This is a genomic window from Algoriphagus sp. NF, from assembly GCF_028823735.1.
Lineage (GTDB): Bacteria > Bacteroidota > Bacteroidia > Cytophagales > Cyclobacteriaceae > Algoriphagus > Algoriphagus marincola.
In genome coordinates, this window is record NZ_JAPEIB010000008.1 from 22,979 (window position 1) to 42,245 (window position 19,267).

Here is a 19,267-nt window from a genome sequence, read left to right on the forward strand (position 1 = left end):
CATGCGGCAAACTCACTGTCCTCTTTGTCAAACTCCCCCTCCTGCTAATCTCCTTCCGCTTTCCGTCCATACCTGTGCTTCCTGTGGGGTCCGCTGGACTTATTTGCCAGAGGAAATTGAAATGGGAAGGCTATACGAGGATGAGGTATATGCGGTGGTGGATAATCGGCAGTCGATTTTTGAAAAAATCATTTTCAGAGAGGCCAAACAAGTGCTACGAAAGGCACGAAGAATTTACCCGCAAGCAAAAAGTCTTTTGGATTTTGGGTCTGGAAAAGGACAGTTCTTGAAAGTGGCTCAAGATTTAGGATGGAAAGGTTTGGGAGTTGAAACAGCCCAAGAACGAGCTAGATTTGCTGCTGAGAAATATGGCGTCTCTGTCATTTCTGAATTTTATCATGGGGGTAAAATCGGATCAGAAAACTATGACTTAATCACACTCAACCATGTTTTGGAGCATTTGCCTGAACCCCTGGATTTACTCCAAAAGCTTCTGGATCAGAATGCTCAGAAGCTTGTTTACATCGAGGTGCCAAGGGCTGACTCCTGGCAGGCACAAATCGCTGGAGGCAATTGGATGCACTGGGATATTCCTAAACATTTGACGCATTGGACAGAAGAAATTTTAGTCGAAAATGTAGAAAAATTGGGTTTTCGTAAAGTTGCTACACGCTCCTATTCTATCCACTTGGGAGTCTTGGGGATGTTGCAGGCCTTTTTATCGCGTTTGGGGTTTAAAGAAAATCTGATTTTGCGACTCAAGCGAAAAAAGACCATTGGATTGATGCTGATTGTGGGTTTGGTTTTGCCTTTTGCATGGATTTTGGAAGTAGTTTCGATTCCTTTCGGAAAGTCCGGAATTGTGGGAGTTTACTTCGAAAAGCATGACTAAAACCCGAAATGTACTTTTTCTTCAGAGTTCTTCTGAGCACTATGGCTCGGGAAAAATCATCTTGCAGGTTCTTCGGGTATACCAAAATCAAGGCTTCCAACCTGTAGTTGTTTTAACGGGTTCAGGACCTATCGAGGTGGATTTGAAGAGGTCTAAAATTTCCTATCATATTCAGAATTTGGGCATTTTACGCAGGAAATATGTCAACCCCATTGGCTTTGCCAACCGAATTTCCAAAAACCTTAAAGCCTACCAATTCCTCAATAAGCTTCATCGGCAGTACCAATTTGAATTGGTCTACTCCAACACCCTGGCGGTGGTAGTAGGCGCTTACTGGGCCAAGCGAAAGCAAATCCCTCACTGCTGGCATATTCACGAAATTTTACCCGGGCCGGCACCTTTGGTCAAGTGGCTGAGTAATCTACTGGATCAGACCACCCCTGCTCCGATTGCAGTATCTCAGTCGGTCGGAAATCATTGGGGAAGTATGCTGAAGAAGTCGGAAATTGAAGTCATTCCGAATGGAATTCCTTATGGTGAGTTTTTGAAAGCGAAGGGTAAGTTGAAAGAGGAATTGAGATTGAGTCAGGAAACGCTGCTAATTGGAATGGTCGGCAGAATCAATCCCGGAAAAGGACAGCTGTTTTTTCTGGAAATAGCTCAAAGCTTGCTTAAATCCCACTCCAATCTTCATTTCGTCTTTGTTGGAGACCCATTTCCCGGCTATGAACCGATTTTGGAAGAAATTAAACAAGAGATTATAAATAAGAAGTTAGAGACAAGAGTGAGTTACTTGGGTTTTCGAAAGGATATTCCTGAGTTGATGGATTCCCTGGATATTTTTGTGCTTCCTTCGGTTTTGCCAGATTCTTTTCCTACCGTCATTTTGGAGGCGATGGCTGCATCCAAACCCGTGGTAGCCACTCGATCAGGTGGTGCTTCAGAAATGGTAGTAGAGGGAGAAACTGGTTTTCTCATTCCGATTGCTGAGGTGGAAGCTGGAGCAAAAGCTTTGGGCCAATTGATCAGAGATAAGAAACTCAGAATAGAGATGGGCCAAGCTGGAAGAGCTCGAGTCTTAAAGGAATTTAGCCTGGAAGCTTTCGAAGAAAAAATCAAAAATCACTTATGGCAGCATCTGAGAAAAAACTGAAAGTTGCTATCATGGGCGCAAAAGGCTATCCATACGTATATGGTGGCTATGATACGATGATCAAAGAACTCGGAGAGCGATTGGTAGCCAAAGGAGTGCATGTGCGAGTCTATAATCACCGGGCACTTTTTAAAGAAAGACCTCGCTTCGTCAATGGGATCGAATGTATTTATACGCCTGCGATCGAGTCCAAAAGTTTAACGCAGTTGACGCATACTTTCTTTTCTATGCTACATGCCTGCTTTTCGGATGTGGATGTGATTTTTGTGGTGAATTCGGGGAATGGTCCTTTTGGAATTATTTCAAAAGTTTTCCGAAAGCCCACCGCTATCAATGTGGATGGCTTGGAATGGCTAAGACCGAAGTGGAAAGGTTTGGGTTCCAAATATTTTTACTGGGCTTCCAAGATGGCAACCAAACTTTATGATCAAATCATCAATGACTCTGATGAAATGCGGAGAGTTTATTTGGAGCTTTTCGATACGGACTCCAAAGTCATCGCCTATGGTGCAAACCCTAGGGAAAGCGTAGGTTCCGAGCCATTGAAAAAGTGGAATTTAGAAAGCCGAGACTATTTTTTGATCGTAGGAAGGCTGGTGCCGGATAACAATGCGGACTTGATTATTGAAGGTTTTTTAAAGTCCAATTCTGATCGGAAACTTGTCATTGTGGGCGATGTGCCTTTCACGGATGCTTGGGCCAATCGTCTGAAAAACATACAGGACCCCCGCTTACTTTTTACAGGTTATGTCACCGACCCAAATGAGTTGGCAGCGCTATACTCCCACTGCTATGTGTATTTCCATGGGCATGAATATGGGGGCACCAACCCGGCGATGCTGAAAGCTTTGGGTTATGGCTGTGCGATTTTGGCTTTGGACACGCCTTTCAATCAGGAAATGTTGAAAAACGGAAAGCATGGCAGGTATTTTGAAAAAAAGGCCGAATCGGTGAAAGAAACCGTGGAAAAAGCTGAATCAGAACCGGAGGAAATGGAGAAGCTTCGAAAAACAGCTAAGTCGGGATTGACTCAAAAGTACAATTGGGACCATGTCACAGAGCAGTATTTGGAGGTGTTTCGAGCTCTGGCCAAGAAATAATTTTTACCACGGAGGAAGGGAGAGCGAGTGAGCTTTTTGTTTGCAATAGAATAGACTGCCACGCTTCGCTCGCAGTGACGGACCACTTTAAGTTCGATTTACTGATTTAGTATCAATCTTATTCTGCGCCAACGTGAGTGTCCCCACTTACGTCTGACCAACAGAAGATTCAGTCTCCAGATTGCTATGTGCTCTATGCCTCTATTTGGTTTAAAAAAGATGAACCACATAGCCACATAGAAAAGAACGATAAATGCGCCAACGTGAGTGTCCTCAATCACGTCACCAACAGAAAATTCAGTCTCCAGATTGCTATATGTACTATGCCTCTATGTGGTTTAAAAAAGATGAACCACATAGCCGCATAGAAAAGAATGATAAATGAGCCAACGTGAGTGTCCTCACTCACGTCTGACCAACAGAAAATGCAGTTTCCAGATTGCTATGTGCACTATGCCTCTATGTGGTTTAAAAAAGATGAACCACATAGGGATATAGGAAAGCTATTTTTTCTCTTTTCTATCCCGCTGATCATCGCAGAAAAATCCGCTGATTTTCGTGGATTCAGATTCTGGAGGCATTTTTTTTGGTCAAAAAATCAGCGAACTTCAGCGCAGCTAATCTGTGGAAATCTGCGGGAGATCCTATGAATTATTGGTCTTGTGCTAAGCGTACTATGTTTCTATGTGATTAAAAAAAAGAGGGACCACATAGCCACATAGAAAAGAATTAGTAATTGCTCTAAGCCAATGCTACAATACACTTCTAGCTACAAAGGCCAATTGAAGCAATCTCCCAATTCTGAAATTTTTCAATTCTCAGGAAATTCTACTCCAATTGACCGCTGATTTTTTCTGTTGTCGTACCTGTCTAAGGATAGGAGCATTTTCAGGTTGGGAAAGATTGGGGTCATTTGCCAAAACCTGCTGTGCTGCATCCCTGGCCAAAGTCAAAATGGGCGCATCCTTACTTAGGTCAGCAATCAGTAAATCCGTGATCCCGCTTTGTTGAGTGCCCATCAGATCTCCGGGACCGCGTAGTTTCAAGTCAACATCCGCTATTTCGAAACCATCATTGGTTCTCACCATCGTCTCTAACCGTACCCTAGAGTCCTTACTCAACTCATATTTGCTCATTAGGATGCAATAGCTTTGCTCTGCACCCCTTCCTACCCGACCTCGTAGCTGATGGAGTTGCGATAGGCCAAATCGTTCCGCATTTTCGATGACCATGACGGATGCATTGGGAACATTCACCCCAACTTCGATGACCGTGGTTGCGACCATGATTTTGGTTTCCCCTTTGACAAAACGCTGCATTTCATATTCTTTTGCATCAGCTTTCATCGCTCCGTGGACAATGCTCAAAGGATATTGAGGAAATGCTCGGGCAATACTTTCATATCCATCCATCAGGTTTTTAAGATTGAGTTTATCCGACTCCTCGATCAGGGGATAGACGATATAAACTTGCCTTCCTTTTTGGACTTCTTGATTGATAAAACCAAAGACTTTCAGCCTGTCCTTGTCATATCGATGGACTGTTTGGATTGGTTTTCTTCCTGCAGGCAACTCATCGATGACAGATACGTCCAAGTCTCCGTAAAGCGTCATGGCCAAAGTTCTGGGGATGGGTGTGGCCGTCATGACCAGCACATGGGGGTAGAAATTTTCATTCTTTGCCCAAAGTTTGGCCCGCTGCGCTACACCAAAGCGATGCTGCTCATCGACGATGGCCAAGCCTAGGTTTTGAAACTGTACCACATCTTCCAAAAGCGCATGCGTACCGATTAGGATTTTGAGCTCTCCAGATTCCAAGCCTTCGTGAATTCCTCTACGAGCGGATTTTTTTACTGAGCCAGTGAGCAGGGCAATCGAGATTCCCATCATATCCGCATATTCTTTGAGCCCTTCGAAGTGCTGATTGGCCAAAATCTCCGTAGGAGCCATCAAACAGGCCTGAGAGCCCGAGCTGATCGCAATCAGCATGCAGATAAAGGCTACCATTGTTTTACCGCTCCCAACATCGCCTTGAATCAAGCGATTCATTTGCTTGCCTGACTTCATGTCCTGATAAGCTTCGCGAATTACTCTTTTCTGTGCACCGGTGAGTTCAAAAGGGATATGGTTTTCGTAGAAATCCTTCAGTAATTCGGTGTTTTCCAAAAGCTGACCACGATACTTTTCCGTTCGGGTCACTTTCATTTTAAGTAGGCGGAGCTGAAGGAAAAAGAACTCCTCAAACTTCAGTCTTTTTCTCGCTCGTTGCAGTCGGGCAGGGTCTGTGGGAAAGTGAATTTCCCGGACCGCATCTTGTTTACCAATCAATTGGAATTGCTGGAGAAGGTCCTGTGGCAGCGTTTCCTGAATGTGCGGTAGACAAACTTGGATCAACTGCTCCATGATTTTGGAGATGCCACGGGAATCCAAGAATCGAGCGCGCAACTTCTCGGTAGTGGAATAGACAGGCTGAAAACTGTTTCGCTTCTCAGCTGATTGGCTCAAAGGCTCCATTTCAGGATGGGCTATACTCCATTTTCGACCAAACTGGGCAGGCTTTCCAAAGAAAATATAAATAGTACCGGGTGGAAGTTTTTTCTGAATCCATTGGATTCCCTTAAACCAGGTCATTTCCATCTCCCCGGTTTCGTCCGCTACATGCGCTACAAGCCGCCTTTTCCCTGTTCCCACGAGTTCCACTCGCATGACTTTGGCGATAATCTGGACATTTTCTAAGTCCTGATGAAGGTCGCGGATTTTAAAAAACTTGCTTCTATCCTCGTAGCGGAAAGGATAGTGCTGCACCAAATCCCCATAGGTAAAAATGCCCAACTCTTGATTGAGCAGAGCGGCCTTTTGTGGGCCTACTCCTTTGAGAAACTCTATTTTGGTATCAAAAAAACGGGACAATGATGAATATTTTTTGCGGCTAGGCAATTTAGCCCCGCATGGAAATTAATTGCAAGTTTTGTCAGTATTTGTCTTAAAGAGAGGAATGTTTCGCAGCCTTAATCCAGAGTTTTTTCAAAAGCTCCCGCTTCGCTTGAAGATCTCGTAATAAAATGGATTGATTTTTTGCCCGATGAAGGTTTTGCTCGGGATAGTTGACCCGATAGTAGATATTTCCCTGTAGGTGATCTGTGAAAAAGCGAAGCCCCATCATGCAAGTCATCACCTCTCCTCCCAGCAGTAGCGATTCCTTTTCCTCCTTTTCAGCCAAATTTCCCAACCCCGACAAGTAACCCTCCATCAATGCTTCAAAAACCGATTCCTCCAGACGCAAATTTTCCCAATCTGTACTAATCTCCGTTCGGGTACAGGCCACAGTCCGCACCAGATCGCCAAAATCATAAAGTAAGTATCCAGCCATTACGGTATCCAAATCGATGAGAGCCTTTACCTGTTCCAGATTTTCCGAAAAAATGAGATTATTGATTTTGGTATCATTGTGGGTAAGTCGTTGGGTAAGCCTTTGAATGGTTTCCTTATAGGATTCAATTAGCGGTTTTTGATTTAGGTAAAACCTAAGTAAGCTTTCCTCTTCGGAGTCAAGTTTTCGCTTAATTCCAGAAGCGATCGCACAAAAACGTTCAAAGCGTAGATCGAGACGATGAAAATTGAGAATGGTTTCTTTCAATATGTCAACCTTCAATTCTGCACCTGCCTTAGAAAACTCAGCAAAAGCGGTTGCAGCAATTCGTGCTTGATCCTTAGAGGAAATATGCTCCAATGTCTTGCCTTGTACAAAAGGGAATACTCGCCAATTCTTCCCATCGACTGCACTTAATTGTTTTCCGCTTTTATTTAAGAGTGGAAGCGGTAATTCAAAGGGCAGTTTATCCGCAATTTGATTTTTAAATAGCTGCTGAAGGTTGAAGGCAATTCGATCTGGGTATTGAAAAACCTCCTGATTGAAGCCTTGAAGGACGTATTTGCCATTTGGACTTTCTATCAAAAATGTTTCATGAATAAGCCCTGCCCCCAGAGGCATTATTTGACATGCATCTAGAACTTCAAAAAATTCATATTGCCTCAAGACCGGGCTTAGTTTCTCTAAGTTCATAGCCAAAAGTAGGCAGATTTTAGTTTCTGGAGAAAGCCACTTTTTCTTACCTATTTCAAATATTTTGAAGATAGAGTCTAAGGGTTTTGTAGAAATGCGGGGTCGAAGGAGCTTTATTCAATGTTTAAATTATAAGTTTTTAAAATTTATTAAAAAAGTCTAAAGCTGTTTGGGTAAAAATTTGTTTATTGGAAAAAATTTTCCCAGAAACCTATGAATATCACCGCTATTGATTGGGCCATCATCGCAGCCTTTTTCATAATCTCGCTTCTGATCGGAATTTTCACTTCAAAAAAAGCAGGCTCTTCTGCCAAGGAATTCTTCCTTTCGGGTAGAAATATGCCTTGGTGGCTTTTGGGAGTGAGTATGGTAGCGACGACTTTCTCTGCAGATACGCCCAATTTGGTCACAGACATCGTTCGTAAAAACGGTGTTAGTGGTAACTGGGCCTGGTGGGCATTTTTGCTTACCGGTATGTTGACAGTTTTCGTCTATGCCAAGCTTTGGAGACGTTCTGAGGTTACGACTGATCTGGAGTTTTACGAATTGCGGTACTCAGGTAAGGGAGCTGCCTTTCTACGTGCTTTTCGGGCGATTTATCTAGGAGTCTTCTTCAATGTGGTCATCATGGCTACGGTTTCCCTGGCAGCAATTAAAATCGGGGGAGTCATGCTGGGTCTTTCTCCTGTGCAGACACTTTTGATGGCGTCGGTGGTGACAGTAATCTACAGCTCCTTAGGTGGATTGAAAGGGGTCTTGTTGACGGACTTTTTCCAGTTTTTCATAGCAATTATCGGCTCCTTTGGGGCGGCTTATTTCATTCTGGACCTGCCTGAGGTTGGAGGCCTACAGAATCTACTCAGCCATCCGAATGTCTCGGACAAATTGGATTTTGTGCCTGATTTTGATGATCCCAATGTCTATATCCCGCTTTTCATCCTTCCTATTGCCATCCAATGGTGGGCGACTTGGTATCCTGGAGCCGAGCCAGGTGGAGGGGGATATATCGCTCAGCGAATGCTCTCTGCGAAGGATGAAAAAAATGCAGTCGGTGCTACCTTGTTTTTCAACATTGCACATTACGCACTCCGCCCTTGGCCTTGGATTATTATTGCACTTTCTTCATTGATCGTTTTCCCAAATATCTCCGATATGCAGGCTGCTTTCCCGGATGTAGCTGTGGACAAGCTTGGAGATGACTTGGGTTATCCGGCTATGCTGACTTATTTACCTACAGGTTTGATTGGAATTGTACTAGCTTCCCTGATTGCGGCGGTGATGTCCACTTTATCTACTCATTTGAATTGGGGATCTTCCTACATCGTAAATGACTTCTACCTTCGATTTGTGAAACCTGAGGCCTCTGACAAGGAGTTGGTGGCGGTAGGTAGAATATCTACTGTCAGCTTGATGGTTTTATCAGCCTTCTTAGCGCTTGCACTTTCTTCCGCATTGGGAGCCTTCAATATCCTTCTTCAAATAGGTGCGGGTACAGGCCTTATTTTTATTCTTCGGTGGTTTTGGTGGAGAATCAATGCTTACACGGAGATCTCTGCCATGGCTATTTCCTTTGTGGTTGCCATTTTCTTTGAGGTGATCAATCCCAATTTAGGCTTGATAGACATTCCAGAGAATCAGGCTTATTTGAAGTTGGTATACTCCGTTTCGATTACCACAGTGGGGTGGTTGTTGGTGACTTTTTTGACCCAGCCGGAAAAGGATGAAATTCTTTTGAAATTCTACAGAAAAGTACATCCAGCAGCTTTTGGATGGAAAAAAGTATTGGATTGCTATCCAGAAGAGAAGCAGGAAATGGGTCAGCTTCCAAAGGAAATTGGCTTGATGCTGATCGGCTCAATTATGATTTACGCAGCACTCTTTGCAACCGGGTTTTGGATCTATGGAGAATCGCTGAATGGCACTATCGCCACAATCGTTTCACTGGTCTGTGGTGCTGTAGTGATTGCCTCTTGGAAAAAGCTGCGCTAGTCTTTAAACTCCACGCTATTCATCAAATTTGCCAGATCGATTTTGATGTATTCGATTAAGGGTGATAGTGAATCATTTTTCATCGCTGTTTGGAAATAAAGGGCTCCCCGGAGAAAGTGCTCAGTTGAGTCAGTGACAAAAAACTGAAACTGAGTAGGTACTTCTCCCTTGAGTTCTGCAACAACCCCCGTGTATCCATTCGGCGTGCGAAGGATGGACTCTTCTATTCCATAGGCTTTGATTTGATGCTTGGCAGTAAGCTTGAAAGCATCTTCCGAAAGGGATCGAAAATCAGCCTTTCCATCGATGTTTTTGTAGGTCAAATGTACCTTGGCATCAAAATCCGCATAGTTGAGATTGATCCAATTTTTTTCCTGAAGATTGAAAGAATCCGGCTCCACTTTACTGTGAACAGAATAATCAAAGGTGTAAGCATATTCACCGTTCAATTCCTGGTAAAGATGCTCAGGAAGATCGATCCGGTTATATCCTTTGGGTTTTGGTAGGTAGGCATTTTCACAACCTACTAGTAAAATTGGGAAAATTAGGGTAGACAACAGTTTCCGCATGGGGTAAAATTAGGCCTTTGTGTTTGATTTCCACGGGGAATGATGGAACTTTAACATCTAACCAAGCCAGTACGAAAATGAAAAATTATTTTAAGTATCCGTTTTTATCCATTGCTGCCTTTTTGATTTTAGGATTTTCCTCCTCTCTTCAGGCACAAACGACCATGGAGGAATTCATGTCTAAGTGGAATAATAGTAAGCAGTTTACCATTGATGTGCTCAATGCGATGCCAGATGATGGGATGGACTATAAAACCGACCCAGAGGCCATGAGCTTCAAGGAACAAATTCATCACATCGGAACAGCGATTGTTGGAATCTCACAAGGATTTCTGATGGGAAAGGATCCTGGGTTTTCTATTGATTTGGCAACTGCCAGCAAAGCAGATTTGGCAGATTACATTGCTAAGTGCTATGATTATGGCGCAGCTACGATTCAGGCTCTTCCTTCAGATAAAGCAGGGGAAGTCATCGAAGTCTTTGGAAATAATGTCAGCAGAAGACAGGTAATGGCTCTCCTGATGGATCACAGCACCCATCACAGGGGCTCTGCGATAGCCTATCTTCGGGCAAATGGCGCGCAGCCACCGGCATTTGTAGGGTTTTAAAAAAATATAACCGCTGAAAAACTCAGCGGTTATTTTTTATTCTCTAATCCATCCGACCTTGTCGGCAATGGGTTCTCTTTTGCCAGTGGGCCAGCGATCGCTAGCAGGCTTAGCGACGTAAAAAAAGCCCATCAGCATATCCTCACCTTCTAATCCAAAATCTTCCCGTGCTTCCTCCCAAAAAGTCGGTCCTCCGGTGCCCCAATAGGCAGCTAGTCCATGCGCTGAGGCAGTAAGATACATGTTTTGAACAGCCATCGCGGTAGCAGCAATTTCTTCCATCAGTGGTAGTCCAGAACTCTCAGTTCGCTTCATCAAGATGGCGATAACGTGTGATGCTTTGGTTGGATTTTCCTTAAACTTATTATATGTCGCCTCAATGAACGGGGTACCATTTTTCTCAGCGCGCTTTTTGTAGAGCTCTGCCTGGTAATTAGCAAATGTTTTCAGCCCTTCTCCTGTGTAAACAATAAATCTCCAAGGCTGAGTCAACTTATGCGTAGGCGCCCAATTGGCATTTTCGAGCATTTCTTCGATGATGGCATCATCTACAGGATCATTTTCCTTAAACTGCGCCACAAACATGGATCTACGTCCACGAATGATTTTATTAACTTCTTCTACGTTGAAATTTGGTTTTTCCATTTGTTAGACTGCTTTTGCGGTTTCCATTTTGTTGATAATCTCTTCGTAGTCCAATCGGTTCCAATTTTCAGTAATTAATGGATCTGCCATCACTTGGCGCATGATTGAATCTTGTAATTGACCCTGAGCATAAGCCTCAGAGTAGCTCATATCCGAGAAAGTCACCATGGAATAAAGTGGTACCCAATCCTTCGGATAAAGTTCGTTCAGCTTGGTTTCGATCTTTTTCCGAATCAGAAATTTGGGGTCTGCAACAGTGTCCCGCATTTCAACGAAGTTTTCCATTGCCAATTGGCAGATGGCGTCGGTATCAGGCTTTCTGGTTTTCTGGAATTTCTCAAAAACCAAATCCCAAGAGTTGTGACCGTATTTATTGATCAAGCCATTTAACACACGACAATCTTCAAAGCCACAATTCATTCCCTGCCCATAGAAAGGAACCATGGCATGCGAAGCATCTCCTATCAAAAGACTATGCCCTTGTACCCAAGGGTAGCATTCGACATTGATTAGCGCAGAAGTGGGATTTTTAAAATATTCTTCCGTCAAGTCTGGCATCAATTCGTATGCGTCAGGGAAGAAGGCCCTGAAAACGGATTTTAGATCTCCTGCATCGTTTATTTTGTCAAAGCAAACCTTGGTGCCTTCAAATGGTAAAAAAAGTGTGCAGGTAAAGGATTTGTCAGGATTTGGGAGCGCAATTAGCATGAACTTTCCCCGCGGCCAAATATGAAGCGCGTTGGGATCCATGGCAAATTCTCCATCCGCAGAGGCTGGTATAGTCAGTTCCTTGTAGCCATGGCTAATGTATTCCTGCCTATAATTGAATCGAATCTGCTTTTGCATAGACATTCGCAGAGAGGAATAAGCGCCATCAGCCCCGATGATCACAGGAGCTTCTTTTTTGAAATTTCCTTCAGGTCCAGAAAAATGAATAGTCTGATCTCTGAAGTCCACTTCTTCACACTTATGGTCAAAAAGCATTTCTACGCCTAGATTTTCAGCTTCCTCGACCAAAAGTTGATTGAATTTGCCACGGGATATGGAATAGATGGCTTGACCTTCTTTCCCATACGGGATGAAGGAAGTTCCACCATGTTCATCGTGAATTCTTCGCCCATACATAGGAATTGCAAGGGGTAGTACCCGATCCTTGAGACCTACCTCTTCGAGGCTTTTCCATCCTCGATGGCTTAGGGCCATATTGATGGAGCGACCGCCTTCGTATCGCTTGCTTTTCCGCATATCAGGTCTCTTGTCATAGATTTTGACTGGAAGACCTTGCTTTCGGAGGTATATACTCATCAGGGTTCCGATCAGTCCGGCACCCAAGATGGTTATTTCTTCTTTTTTCATTTTGGAAAGATTTCCTTCGCTCTTTTAAGCGAATTTATTGAGGGATTGTTCCAAAATCTTTGCGAATCGAAACACATCCATGAAGCTGTTATACAGTGGAGTAGGAGCAAGACGAATGACATTGGGGTTGCGCCAGTCTCCCACTACACCATGCTGATACCATTCGTCGAAGACGGCTTTCCCGCCTTGATGAATCAGCAAAGATAACTGACAGCCACGTTCACTTGGGTTTTCTGGGGTTATAATTTCCAAAATCCCTGATTCTCCGCTGATTTCACGGATCAAAAATTCTAAGTATCCTGTCAAACGCTCACTCTTTTTTCTCAGGTTTTTGATTCCTGCCTCATGGAAAATATCCAAGGAAGCCTGATGAGCGGCCAAGGCCAACACATTGGAATTCGCCAGTTGCCAGCCATCAGCCCCAAACATGGGAATGAAGCCTTTCTCCATCAAAAAACGCTGTGCCTCATCATGGCCCCACCATCCTGCAAATCGAGGGAGGTCAGGTCGCTCGGCATATTTTTCATGGATATAGATGCCTGAGACATTTCCAGGACCGGAATTGAGGTATTTGTAACTGCACCAAGTAGCGAAATCCACCTCCCAATCATGAAGGGATAGCGGAGCATTGCCAACAGCATGCGCTAGGTCAAAACCTGCCAGTGCCCCTACCTCGTGAGCTGCTTTGGTGATGGCTTTCATATCAAAAAGCTGTCCGGAGTAATATTGAAGGCCCGCCATGTTGACCAAGGCCAGCTCTTTTCCGTGCCGCTTAATCTCCGCCACAATATCTTCCGTCCTCAGCGTATGCTCCCCTTCTCTGGGTTTAATTTCGATGATAGTAGTGTCCGGGTCTAATCCATGCCATTTGACTTGACTTTCCAGCATGTATTGATCGGAGGGAAATGCTCCGGCCTCAATCAGAATCTTGTATCGCTCTTTTGTGGGCTGATAAAAAGTCACCATTAGCAAGTGGAGGTTGACCGTGAGATTATTCATCGCCACCACCTCATGCTCCTGTGCTCCGAGTATTTCAGCCAATGCAGGTTTGGACTTTTTACGAATGTGATACCAGGCATCTTCTCCGTGAAAATGCCCGTCTACTGCCATTTCAGCCCAATTATTCAATTCCTTATTCAGGTAATCTTTAACAGATTTTGGCTGAAGACCTAACGAATTACCACAGAAATAAAGTGCCTCCTGACCATTGACTTTCGGAAAGAAAAAGTGCCCTCTGAATTTTCGAAGTGGATCATTTTGATCCATTTCTTGAGCAAAAGCTTCAGTATATGAATAGGAAAGTGTTTTCATTTGAGGAAGAAGATAGGTTTAGAGAGTTTTTGAAAGGAAAAGGTTTACTTCTCCATGTAAGTACCGCATTTTTTGCAAGTCCTTAATTCATCACTACTCCAAAAGCGCTCCATGATTGGGGGTAGTTGATTGACAATGTCGGTAAGCTCGACATATTCTTCGTGAAGTTTGTGATTGCAGTTTTCGCAAAACCATAGAAACCCGTCCTTTTCACCTGGTCTGCGATATCGTTCTATGACTAGTCCGACCGTATTGGCAGGTCGCTGTGGTGAGTGTGGGACTCTCGGAGGAAGCAGAAATATTTCCCCTTCCTTGATAGAAATATCCTTAGGCTTGCCATCTTCGATGACTTTCAGCACAATGTCACCTTCCAATTGGTAGAAGAATTCCTCCCCTTCCTCGTAGTGATAGTCTTTTCTGGCATTGGGACCACCGACGACCATGACAATAAAGTCATCATTTCCCTTGTAAACCTGCTGATTTCCCACAGGAGGCTTAAGCAAGTGTCGGTTTTCGTCAATCCATTTTTTGAAATTAAAGGGGGAAGAGAGTGCCATAGTTTTGTTTTAAGGTCAGTGAAACTCTAACTCATCAAGGGGCTAAAAGTATTAAAAAACACGCATTTTTTTGATTTACTTTGTTTCAAACCCCAATTCCATGCATCTACCGATTTTTGACCTTCATTGTGATTTGCTATCCTACTTGGCGAAGATTCCCGGAGCAAGTCCCTCCAATGAAATTGATATTGCCTGTGCTTTACCTTGGCTGCGCAAAGGCAACGTAAAGCTTCAGGTTTTAGCGATTTATACGGATGTGCGCCCAGGTTCCATGGATTTGGCACTCAAGCAAGCAGAAATATTCCAATCGCTAATTGATGAAGGAGCTTTTTCCGCATTTCAAGCGCAAAGTTGGAAATCTTCCGGTCCAATTGCAGCCCTTGCATCCATTGAGAATGCAGCAGGCTTGGGGGAGGAAAATTCATCATGGGAAGCCATAGAGCGACAACTCGATCAGATTCTATCCAAAGTTGGGCGTTTGGCATATGTGAGTTTGACTCATCATACCGAAAATCGATTTGGTGGAGGAAATTACACGGAGGGAATCGGCCTAAAAGATGACGGGAGAAGATTGCTTGACCTTTTGATCGAAAGAAATATTCCCATCGATCTTTCTCATAGTTCTGACCTCCTGGCAGAGGGGATTTTAAATCATATCGATCAGCATCAGCCTCAGTCCCCTATCATTGCTAGCCATTCAAACTATCGAGCCATTTGGGATCATGTACGTAATCTGAGTGATGAATTTGCCCAGGAAATTATTCGGCGAAAAGGGATCATTGGGGTTAATTTTCTACGGGCATTCTTAGATAATGACGTCCCAGAGCGGCTTTTTGAGCATATTTTGCATGGTTTTGAGATTGGAGGGGAAAATGCACAGAGTTTTGGAGCAGACTACTTTTATACTCAGGATTTTCCGGATAAAAGTCGACATCCTTTCTACTTTCCTCTTGCTGAAAACGCTTCCAAGTACCCTGAGATTTTGGAGGCCTTGGCTGAAAATCTCCCTGCCGAGCAATTGGAAAAACTCGCCTACAAAAATGTTCTTCACTTCTATCAAAACCTCTTCAGCTAATGTCTTCACATCATTTCGTCAAAGAGCAACAGGAACCCGCCTTAGTAATTTTGGACCTTCAGGACTTTTCTTGGGAACGGCTTTCCGGACTTCTTGAATGGGTACCTACCGTCTTGGTAGCTGAGGAAGCTGTAGACCAAGTGCTGTCCTGGGGCATCAAAATCGATGTCATTATCAGTTCAGAACGCTTTCGAAATAAAAACACTCAGCTAATGGAGGAGCAGTACCCGCTTCGGTTTTTGGTAAGTCAATCGGGTGAACATTTGAAGGAAGCATTGTACTATTTGCTTGCTTCGGATCACAAAGCGGCTCATTTGATCGGTTTTTCCAGACAGGATTCCAAGCAGTTGGATGAATTCCTGGACAAAATGGATTTGACCCTATTTGATGAGGGAAGAAAGTACTATCCCGTACAGGGAAGAAGTTTCAAAAAGTGGTTTCCAGCGACTACGGTGGAAATCTTTGGTCCCAATGGCCTTCCTGTTCAAATCAGAAACTCTGAAATGGATATGATTTTGCCCTTGGAATTTGTCACTCAAATAGAATTGCCTGAGGGATTTACTGAATTCTCAGCCGCAACTTTAATTTGGATTGGAGAGGAAGTCTGATCAATTAAACCCGAAATATGCATTAGATTTCTTATTACGAGCTCAAACTGCTTCAAAATCAATCGCTTTGCTGCATTTAGCTCAATCACCTTAGCCGTGCTATGCCTCATTCGCTAAATGCTTGATTTTATTGCGGTTTGAGCTCTCACTACAGATTCTAATGCATAATCCGGGTTAAAGAGTTTCGGAAAGCTTCTTACATAGCTCTTCCAAATAGGCTTGATCCACTTCATCAAAATCATTCAGCTGATCGCTGTCTACGTCTAAGACCATCATAACTTCTCCGTTTTTCAGAACAGGAACCACGATCTCCGAACGACTAGCTGAGCTACAGGCAATATGTCCTGGAAAAGCATCCACATCAGGAACTAATTGCGTTTTTCCTTCTTTCCAGGCAGTTCCACAAACTCCTTTTCCAAAAGCAATTCTGGTACATGCGATAGGTCCTTGGAATGGTCCCAATACAAGCTGCTCCTCTTTCACGAGATAAAAACCTACCCAAAAGAAGCCGAAGCCCTGCTTGAGTACTGCAGAGATATTGGCCAAGTTGGCATAGAGATCAGGCTCTCCCGTAATCAGCGCTTCGATCTGTGGAAGAATGGCTTCGTATTTTTCTGCCTTGCTGGCTTCAGTAGGAATAAATAGATTTTCAGACATGGAAATAATAGGACAAAAGGTCTTCCTGAATCGAAATTTGACCTGAAGGAGGCTGTTGCATAATTGGTGCCGCTATTCCATTTCCAAATTTCGATGATCCTGTAAACACTCGAGCCTCGTCCCAAAGTTCGGCATCCAGGAAATTTTTTAAAACGAAAGCCCCACCTTCTAGGATCACACTCTGGATTTTTCTTTTTTGTAGGTCAGCCAAAATTTCTTTGGGGTGAAAATTTGGTTCAAGCTTTACAAACTCGAGGTTTTGGTGCTCCTCATTTTTAAGCAGGTTATAGCAGATGGTCGGAATACTTTGATCAAAAATTTTCAATTGACGATCTAGGTGCAGTTGGGGGTCAATTACAAGGCGGATAGGATCTTTTCCGCTCCAGTCACGAACATTTAAGCTGGGGTTGTCATAGTAGGCTGTATTTTTCCCTACCAAAATAGCGTCTTCTTCGGCACGCCATTTATGAACAAATTGGCGGCTGAGGGGATTGGAGATCCATTTGGAAGAGAAATCCTTTCTGGCAACAAAACCGTCAGCGGTTTGTGCCCATTTCAAGATTACGTAGGGACGATTTTTTTCGATTTGGGTAAAAAACCGTCGATTTTGCCATCGGGCTTCTGTTTCCAAAAGGCCTGTTTCGACTTCGATTCCGGCGTTTTTTAGGATTTCAATTCCTTTGCCGCCGACCAAGGGATTAGAATCCATGGCGGCAATCACGACTTTTTTTACTCGCTTCTCTACCAGCAGATTGGCACAGGGAGGCGTTTTACCGTAATGGGCACAAGGCTCCAAGGTCACATAGACGGTTGCTTCGGGAAGTAAGTCTTGATTTTTGACAGAATGGATGGCATTGACCTCTGCGTGAGGGCCTCCATATTTTTGATGGTAGCCTTCTCCGATAATCCGATCATGATGCACGATCACACACCCCACGAGTGGATTGGGACTGACTGAGCCAAGTCCTAATTCGGCGAGTTCCAAGGCCCTTCTCATGTAGTTGATCGGATTTTCCATTAGGGATTCGAGCGAAAGTTTATTCGATCCAAAGTCAGTGTTTCACGAAGTCTTACTTCAACACCCCGGATGGTATCCGCCAGAAAGGCTTCATCTTTAGGATCCAAATAGAGATCGTAAATGCCGGGCTGAAGTCGAAATAGGAAAGCACCTGCGGTATTGGTGTGGGTGCTGATGCTATCTCCATTTAGAATAGCTGTAATCGATGGCCGAAGGGTAGTTGGAGAAACACTTCCCCTAATTTCCCCGAATGTCCCGGGCAAAATGGCTGTTACAGTTGGTGTAAGTTCAAAGGCAAATGGCTCTGTCCGAGTAGTCTGAATAGATTTTTCCAGATCAAAATCCAAAATCACATCATAAGAAAGCCCTCCATCCAGATCCAATGAGACAGGAATATTGACAAGAGCCTCTTCGTCTGTAGGAAGTGCAATTGGATACACGTTTTCATTTTCCCATAACGAATGCTCCGTTCCCAATCGCATTTCTAGCTCGATAATTCTTCCCGGAGGTAAGGTGCCTCGGCCAAGCAATAAGACTTCGCCGCCAACTAGGTCTGAGACACGAACCCGCTTATCTCCCAATTCATAGGGAATAAAAAATGATTGCTCCTCAGTATCCCTTCCTTCCACATTCATGCGGACATCCACCCCCAAAATTTCTATAAAAACAGAATCGTAGGCAGGAGGCGCATCTACTAAGACCAAATTGAGCAATGCTCTTGGCTCATCCGAAAGGTCTGAGCAGGAATAAGAAAATGTGATGGCTAGAATGCCGATAATCGAACGCAGTAGATTTCGCACAGGACAAAGTTAGTTCAAATCTTCGCTTCACGGCAAGTGCCCAAAAAGAACTTATGATTCAATCAAATAAAAAAGTCCGACTGAGAACATCCCAATCGGACTTTACAACCAAATCAACTACAACCTATTACATTTTTGGTAAAACTACACTGTCAACCGAGTGGATTACTCCATTTGACTGCCACACGTCGGCGATGGTTACTTTGGACTGTCCACCATTTTCGTCAGTGATGTACAAGTCTTTTCCTTTCATCCAAGCTGTCAATTTTCCACCTTGTACAGTAGTCAAGACTGCTTTTCCATTTCCTTTTTTGATTGCCGTGGCGATATCTTTTGATCCCATCTTTCCAGCTACTACATGGTAGGTCAAGACAGCAGTTAATTGTCCTTTGTTTTCAGGCTTCAAAAGTGTTTCCACCGTACCGTCCGGTAATTTGGCGAAAGCAGAATTTTCAGGAGCAAAAACTGTGAATGGACCTTTCCCTTGCAAGGTCTCGACCAAACCGGCTGCTTTGACTGCAGCAACCAAAGTGGTGTGATCGGCAGAATTTACCGCATTCTCCACGATGTTTTTAGAAGGGTACATAGGGGCTCCACCTACCTCGACGGTTTTTTCCATTTGGGCAAAAGCAAGGTTTGCACTGAGGAAAACAAATGCTAAAAGCGCTGTTTTTAAGAAATTTTTCATAATTGATGTGTTTTTTGATTTGGAAGGAATTACGAGGCCTGTAAATCATTTGGATCGATGATGAGGAGATTTTTTTGAAATAAGTCCAAGAATATTCCCGCTCTTCGGAAGATGTTAAAAATGAATTACCTTGAATTCTGCTCAAAAAGCTAAAAATTGTAGCTTTGTGCCTTTAGAAT

Annotated in this window: 18 protein-coding genes; 7 read left to right on the forward strand and 11 right to left on the reverse strand. The window is 43.7% G+C overall.

Going from position 1 to position 19,267, the window contains the following annotated elements:
- Position 1: 1 nt before the first annotated feature.
- From OU792_RS05335 to OU792_RS05345, 3 genes are read left to right on the forward strand one after another with little or no spacing between them, the layout of a single operon-like run.
- The gene (locus OU792_RS05335; protein ID WP_274669673.1) at positions 2-892 is read left to right on the forward strand and encodes a class I SAM-dependent methyltransferase; all 891 of its coding nucleotides are present in this window, start codon (positions 2-4) and stop codon (positions 890-892) included.
- Complete coding sequence (locus OU792_RS05340; protein ID WP_274669674.1) at positions 885-2,045, forward strand: glycosyltransferase family 4 protein; 1,161 nt, start codon at positions 885-887, stop codon at positions 2,043-2,045. The genes OU792_RS05335 and OU792_RS05340 overlap by 8 nt, the downstream gene beginning before the upstream one ends.
- Positions 2,021-3,145 carry a glycosyltransferase gene (locus tag OU792_RS05345; RefSeq protein WP_274669675.1) on the forward strand — a complete coding sequence of 375 codons (1,125 nt, stop codon included), beginning with the start codon at positions 2,021-2,023 and terminating at the stop codon, positions 3,143-3,145. The genes OU792_RS05340 and OU792_RS05345 overlap by 25 nt, the downstream gene beginning before the upstream one ends.
- A gap of 818 nt (positions 3,146-3,963) precedes the next feature.
- Here OU792_RS05345 and recG read toward each other — a convergent pair.
- Both recG and OU792_RS05355 read right to left on the reverse strand, forming a co-directional pair.
- Entirely contained in the window at positions 3,964-6,054 is a 2,091-nt protein-coding gene (gene recG, locus OU792_RS05350; RefSeq protein ID WP_274669676.1) for an ATP-dependent DNA helicase RecG, read from the reverse strand.
- Between the two features lie 73 nt (positions 6,055-6,127).
- Positions 6,128-7,207 (reverse strand): phosphotransferase enzyme family protein, encoded by a 1,080-nt coding sequence (locus tag OU792_RS05355; RefSeq protein WP_274669677.1) that lies wholly within the window; start codon positions 7,205-7,207, stop codon positions 6,128-6,130.
- Positions 7,208-7,420: 213 nt separating this feature from the next.
- On the opposite strand from OU792_RS05355, the gene OU792_RS05360 reads away from it, so the two are divergent.
- Complete coding sequence (locus OU792_RS05360; RefSeq protein WP_274669678.1) at positions 7,421-9,196, forward strand: sodium:solute symporter family protein; 1,776 nt, start codon at positions 7,421-7,423, stop codon at positions 9,194-9,196.
- Here OU792_RS05360 and gldD read toward each other — a convergent pair.
- On the reverse strand, positions 9,193-9,765 hold the full coding sequence (gldD, locus tag OU792_RS05365; RefSeq protein WP_222584346.1) for a gliding motility lipoprotein GldD: 573 nt from the start codon (positions 9,763-9,765) through the stop codon (positions 9,193-9,195). The two genes, OU792_RS05360 and gldD, sit on opposite strands and share 4 nt — an antisense overlap.
- Before the next feature lie 77 nt (positions 9,766-9,842).
- On the opposite strand from gldD, the gene OU792_RS05370 reads away from it, so the two are divergent.
- Positions 9,843-10,373 carry a DinB family protein gene (locus OU792_RS05370; RefSeq protein ID WP_274669679.1) on the forward strand — a complete coding sequence of 177 codons (531 nt, stop codon included), beginning with the start codon at positions 9,843-9,845 and terminating at the stop codon, positions 10,371-10,373.
- Positions 10,374-10,409: 36 nt separating this feature from the next.
- On the opposite strand, the gene OU792_RS05375 is transcribed toward OU792_RS05370, so the two are convergent.
- The 4 genes from OU792_RS05375 to OU792_RS05390 are packed head-to-tail and all read right to left on the reverse strand — an operon-like array spanning position 10,410 to position 14,242.
- Complete coding sequence (locus OU792_RS05375; RefSeq protein ID WP_134200189.1) at positions 10,410-11,018, reverse strand: nitroreductase family protein; 609 nt, start codon at positions 11,016-11,018, stop codon at positions 10,410-10,412.
- 3 nt (positions 11,019-11,021) lie between these two features.
- Positions 11,022-12,374, reverse strand: a complete 1,353-nt coding sequence (locus OU792_RS05380) for an FAD-dependent oxidoreductase (RefSeq protein WP_274669680.1) — start codon at positions 12,372-12,374, stop codon at positions 11,022-11,024.
- A gap of 24 nt (positions 12,375-12,398) precedes the next feature.
- Positions 12,399-13,685 carry a kynureninase gene (gene kynU / locus OU792_RS05385; protein ID WP_026946230.1) on the reverse strand — a complete coding sequence of 429 codons (1,287 nt, stop codon included), beginning with the start codon at positions 13,683-13,685 and terminating at the stop codon, positions 12,399-12,401.
- A 44-nt stretch (positions 13,686-13,729) separates the two neighbouring features.
- Positions 13,730-14,242, reverse strand: a complete 513-nt coding sequence (locus OU792_RS05390) for a 3-hydroxyanthranilate 3,4-dioxygenase (protein WP_134200193.1) — start codon at positions 14,240-14,242, stop codon at positions 13,730-13,732.
- Between the two features lie 100 nt (positions 14,243-14,342).
- Between OU792_RS05390 and OU792_RS05395 the strand changes: the two genes are divergently transcribed.
- Both OU792_RS05395 and OU792_RS05400 read left to right on the forward strand, forming a co-directional pair.
- Positions 14,343-15,317 (forward strand): dipeptidase, encoded by a 975-nt coding sequence (locus tag OU792_RS05395; protein ID WP_134200195.1) that lies wholly within the window; start codon positions 14,343-14,345, stop codon positions 15,315-15,317.
- A complete protein-coding gene (locus OU792_RS05400) occupies positions 15,317-15,925 on the forward strand; it encodes a thiamine pyrophosphokinase (RefSeq protein WP_274669681.1) in 609 nt (202 codons plus the stop codon). Before OU792_RS05395 ends, OU792_RS05400 begins: the two co-directional genes overlap by 1 nt.
- 174 nt (positions 15,926-16,099) lie before the next feature.
- On the opposite strand, the gene OU792_RS05405 is transcribed toward OU792_RS05400, so the two are convergent.
- The 4 genes from OU792_RS05405 to OU792_RS05420 all read right to left on the reverse strand — a co-directional run bounded on the left by OU792_RS05405 (position 16,100) and on the right by OU792_RS05420 (position 19,088).
- The gene (locus OU792_RS05405; protein ID WP_274669682.1) at positions 16,100-16,582 is read right to left on the reverse strand and encodes a GAF domain-containing protein; all 483 of its coding nucleotides are present in this window, start codon (positions 16,580-16,582) and stop codon (positions 16,100-16,102) included.
- Positions 16,575-17,600 carry a bifunctional diaminohydroxyphosphoribosylaminopyrimidine deaminase/5-amino-6-(5-phosphoribosylamino)uracil reductase RibD gene (gene ribD, locus OU792_RS05410; RefSeq protein WP_274669683.1) on the reverse strand — a complete coding sequence of 342 codons (1,026 nt, stop codon included), beginning with the start codon at positions 17,598-17,600 and terminating at the stop codon, positions 16,575-16,577. Before ribD ends, OU792_RS05405 begins: the two co-directional genes overlap by 8 nt.
- On the reverse strand, positions 17,600-18,400 hold the full coding sequence (locus OU792_RS05415) for a DUF4382 domain-containing protein (protein ID WP_134200199.1): 801 nt from the start codon (positions 18,398-18,400) through the stop codon (positions 17,600-17,602). The genes ribD and OU792_RS05415 overlap by 1 nt, the downstream gene beginning before the upstream one ends.
- Before the next feature lie 127 nt (positions 18,401-18,527).
- Positions 18,528-19,088: a fasciclin domain-containing protein gene (locus OU792_RS05420; protein ID WP_134200201.1), complete on the reverse strand. Its 561-nt coding sequence runs from the start codon at positions 19,086-19,088 to the stop codon at positions 18,528-18,530.
- Positions 19,089-19,267: the final 179 nt, after the last annotated feature.

Coding starts and splice junctions, on each gene's coding strand:
- OU792_RS05335 (WP_274669673.1), top strand. CDS start 2: ATGCGGCAAACTCACTGTCCTCTTTGTCAAACTCCCCCTCCTGCTAAT.
- OU792_RS05340 (WP_274669674.1), top strand. CDS start 885: ATGACTAAAACCCGAAATGTACTTTTTCTTCAGAGTTCTTCTGAGCAC.
- OU792_RS05345 (WP_274669675.1), top strand. CDS start 2,021: ATGGCAGCATCTGAGAAAAAACTGAAAGTTGCTATCATGGGCGCAAAA.
- OU792_RS05355 (WP_274669677.1), bottom strand. CDS start 7,207: ATGAACTTAGAGAAACTAAGCCCGGTCTTGAGGCAATATGAATTTTTT.
- OU792_RS05360 (WP_274669678.1), top strand. CDS start 7,421: ATGAATATCACCGCTATTGATTGGGCCATCATCGCAGCCTTTTTCATA.
- gldD (WP_222584346.1), bottom strand. CDS start 9,765: ATGCGGAAACTGTTGTCTACCCTAATTTTCCCAATTTTACTAGTAGGT.
- OU792_RS05370 (WP_274669679.1), top strand. CDS start 9,843: ATGAAAAATTATTTTAAGTATCCGTTTTTATCCATTGCTGCCTTTTTG.
- OU792_RS05375 (WP_134200189.1), bottom strand. CDS start 11,018: ATGGAAAAACCAAATTTCAACGTAGAAGAAGTTAATAAAATCATTCGT.
- OU792_RS05380 (WP_274669680.1), bottom strand. CDS start 12,374: ATGAAAAAAGAAGAAATAACCATCTTGGGTGCCGGACTGATCGGAACC.
- kynU (WP_026946230.1), bottom strand. CDS start 13,685: ATGAAAACACTTTCCTATTCATATACTGAAGCTTTTGCTCAAGAAATG.
- OU792_RS05390 (WP_134200193.1), bottom strand. CDS start 14,242: ATGGCACTCTCTTCCCCCTTTAATTTCAAAAAATGGATTGACGAAAAC.
- OU792_RS05395 (WP_134200195.1), top strand. CDS start 14,343: ATGCATCTACCGATTTTTGACCTTCATTGTGATTTGCTATCCTACTTG.
- OU792_RS05400 (WP_274669681.1), top strand. CDS start 15,317: ATGTCTTCACATCATTTCGTCAAAGAGCAACAGGAACCCGCCTTAGTA.
- OU792_RS05405 (WP_274669682.1), bottom strand. CDS start 16,582: ATGTCTGAAAATCTATTTATTCCTACTGAAGCCAGCAAGGCAGAAAAA.
- ribD (WP_274669683.1), bottom strand. CDS start 17,600: ATGGAAAATCCGATCAACTACATGAGAAGGGCCTTGGAACTCGCCGAA.
- OU792_RS05420 (WP_134200201.1), bottom strand. CDS start 19,088: ATGAAAAATTTCTTAAAAACAGCGCTTTTAGCATTTGTTTTCCTCAGT.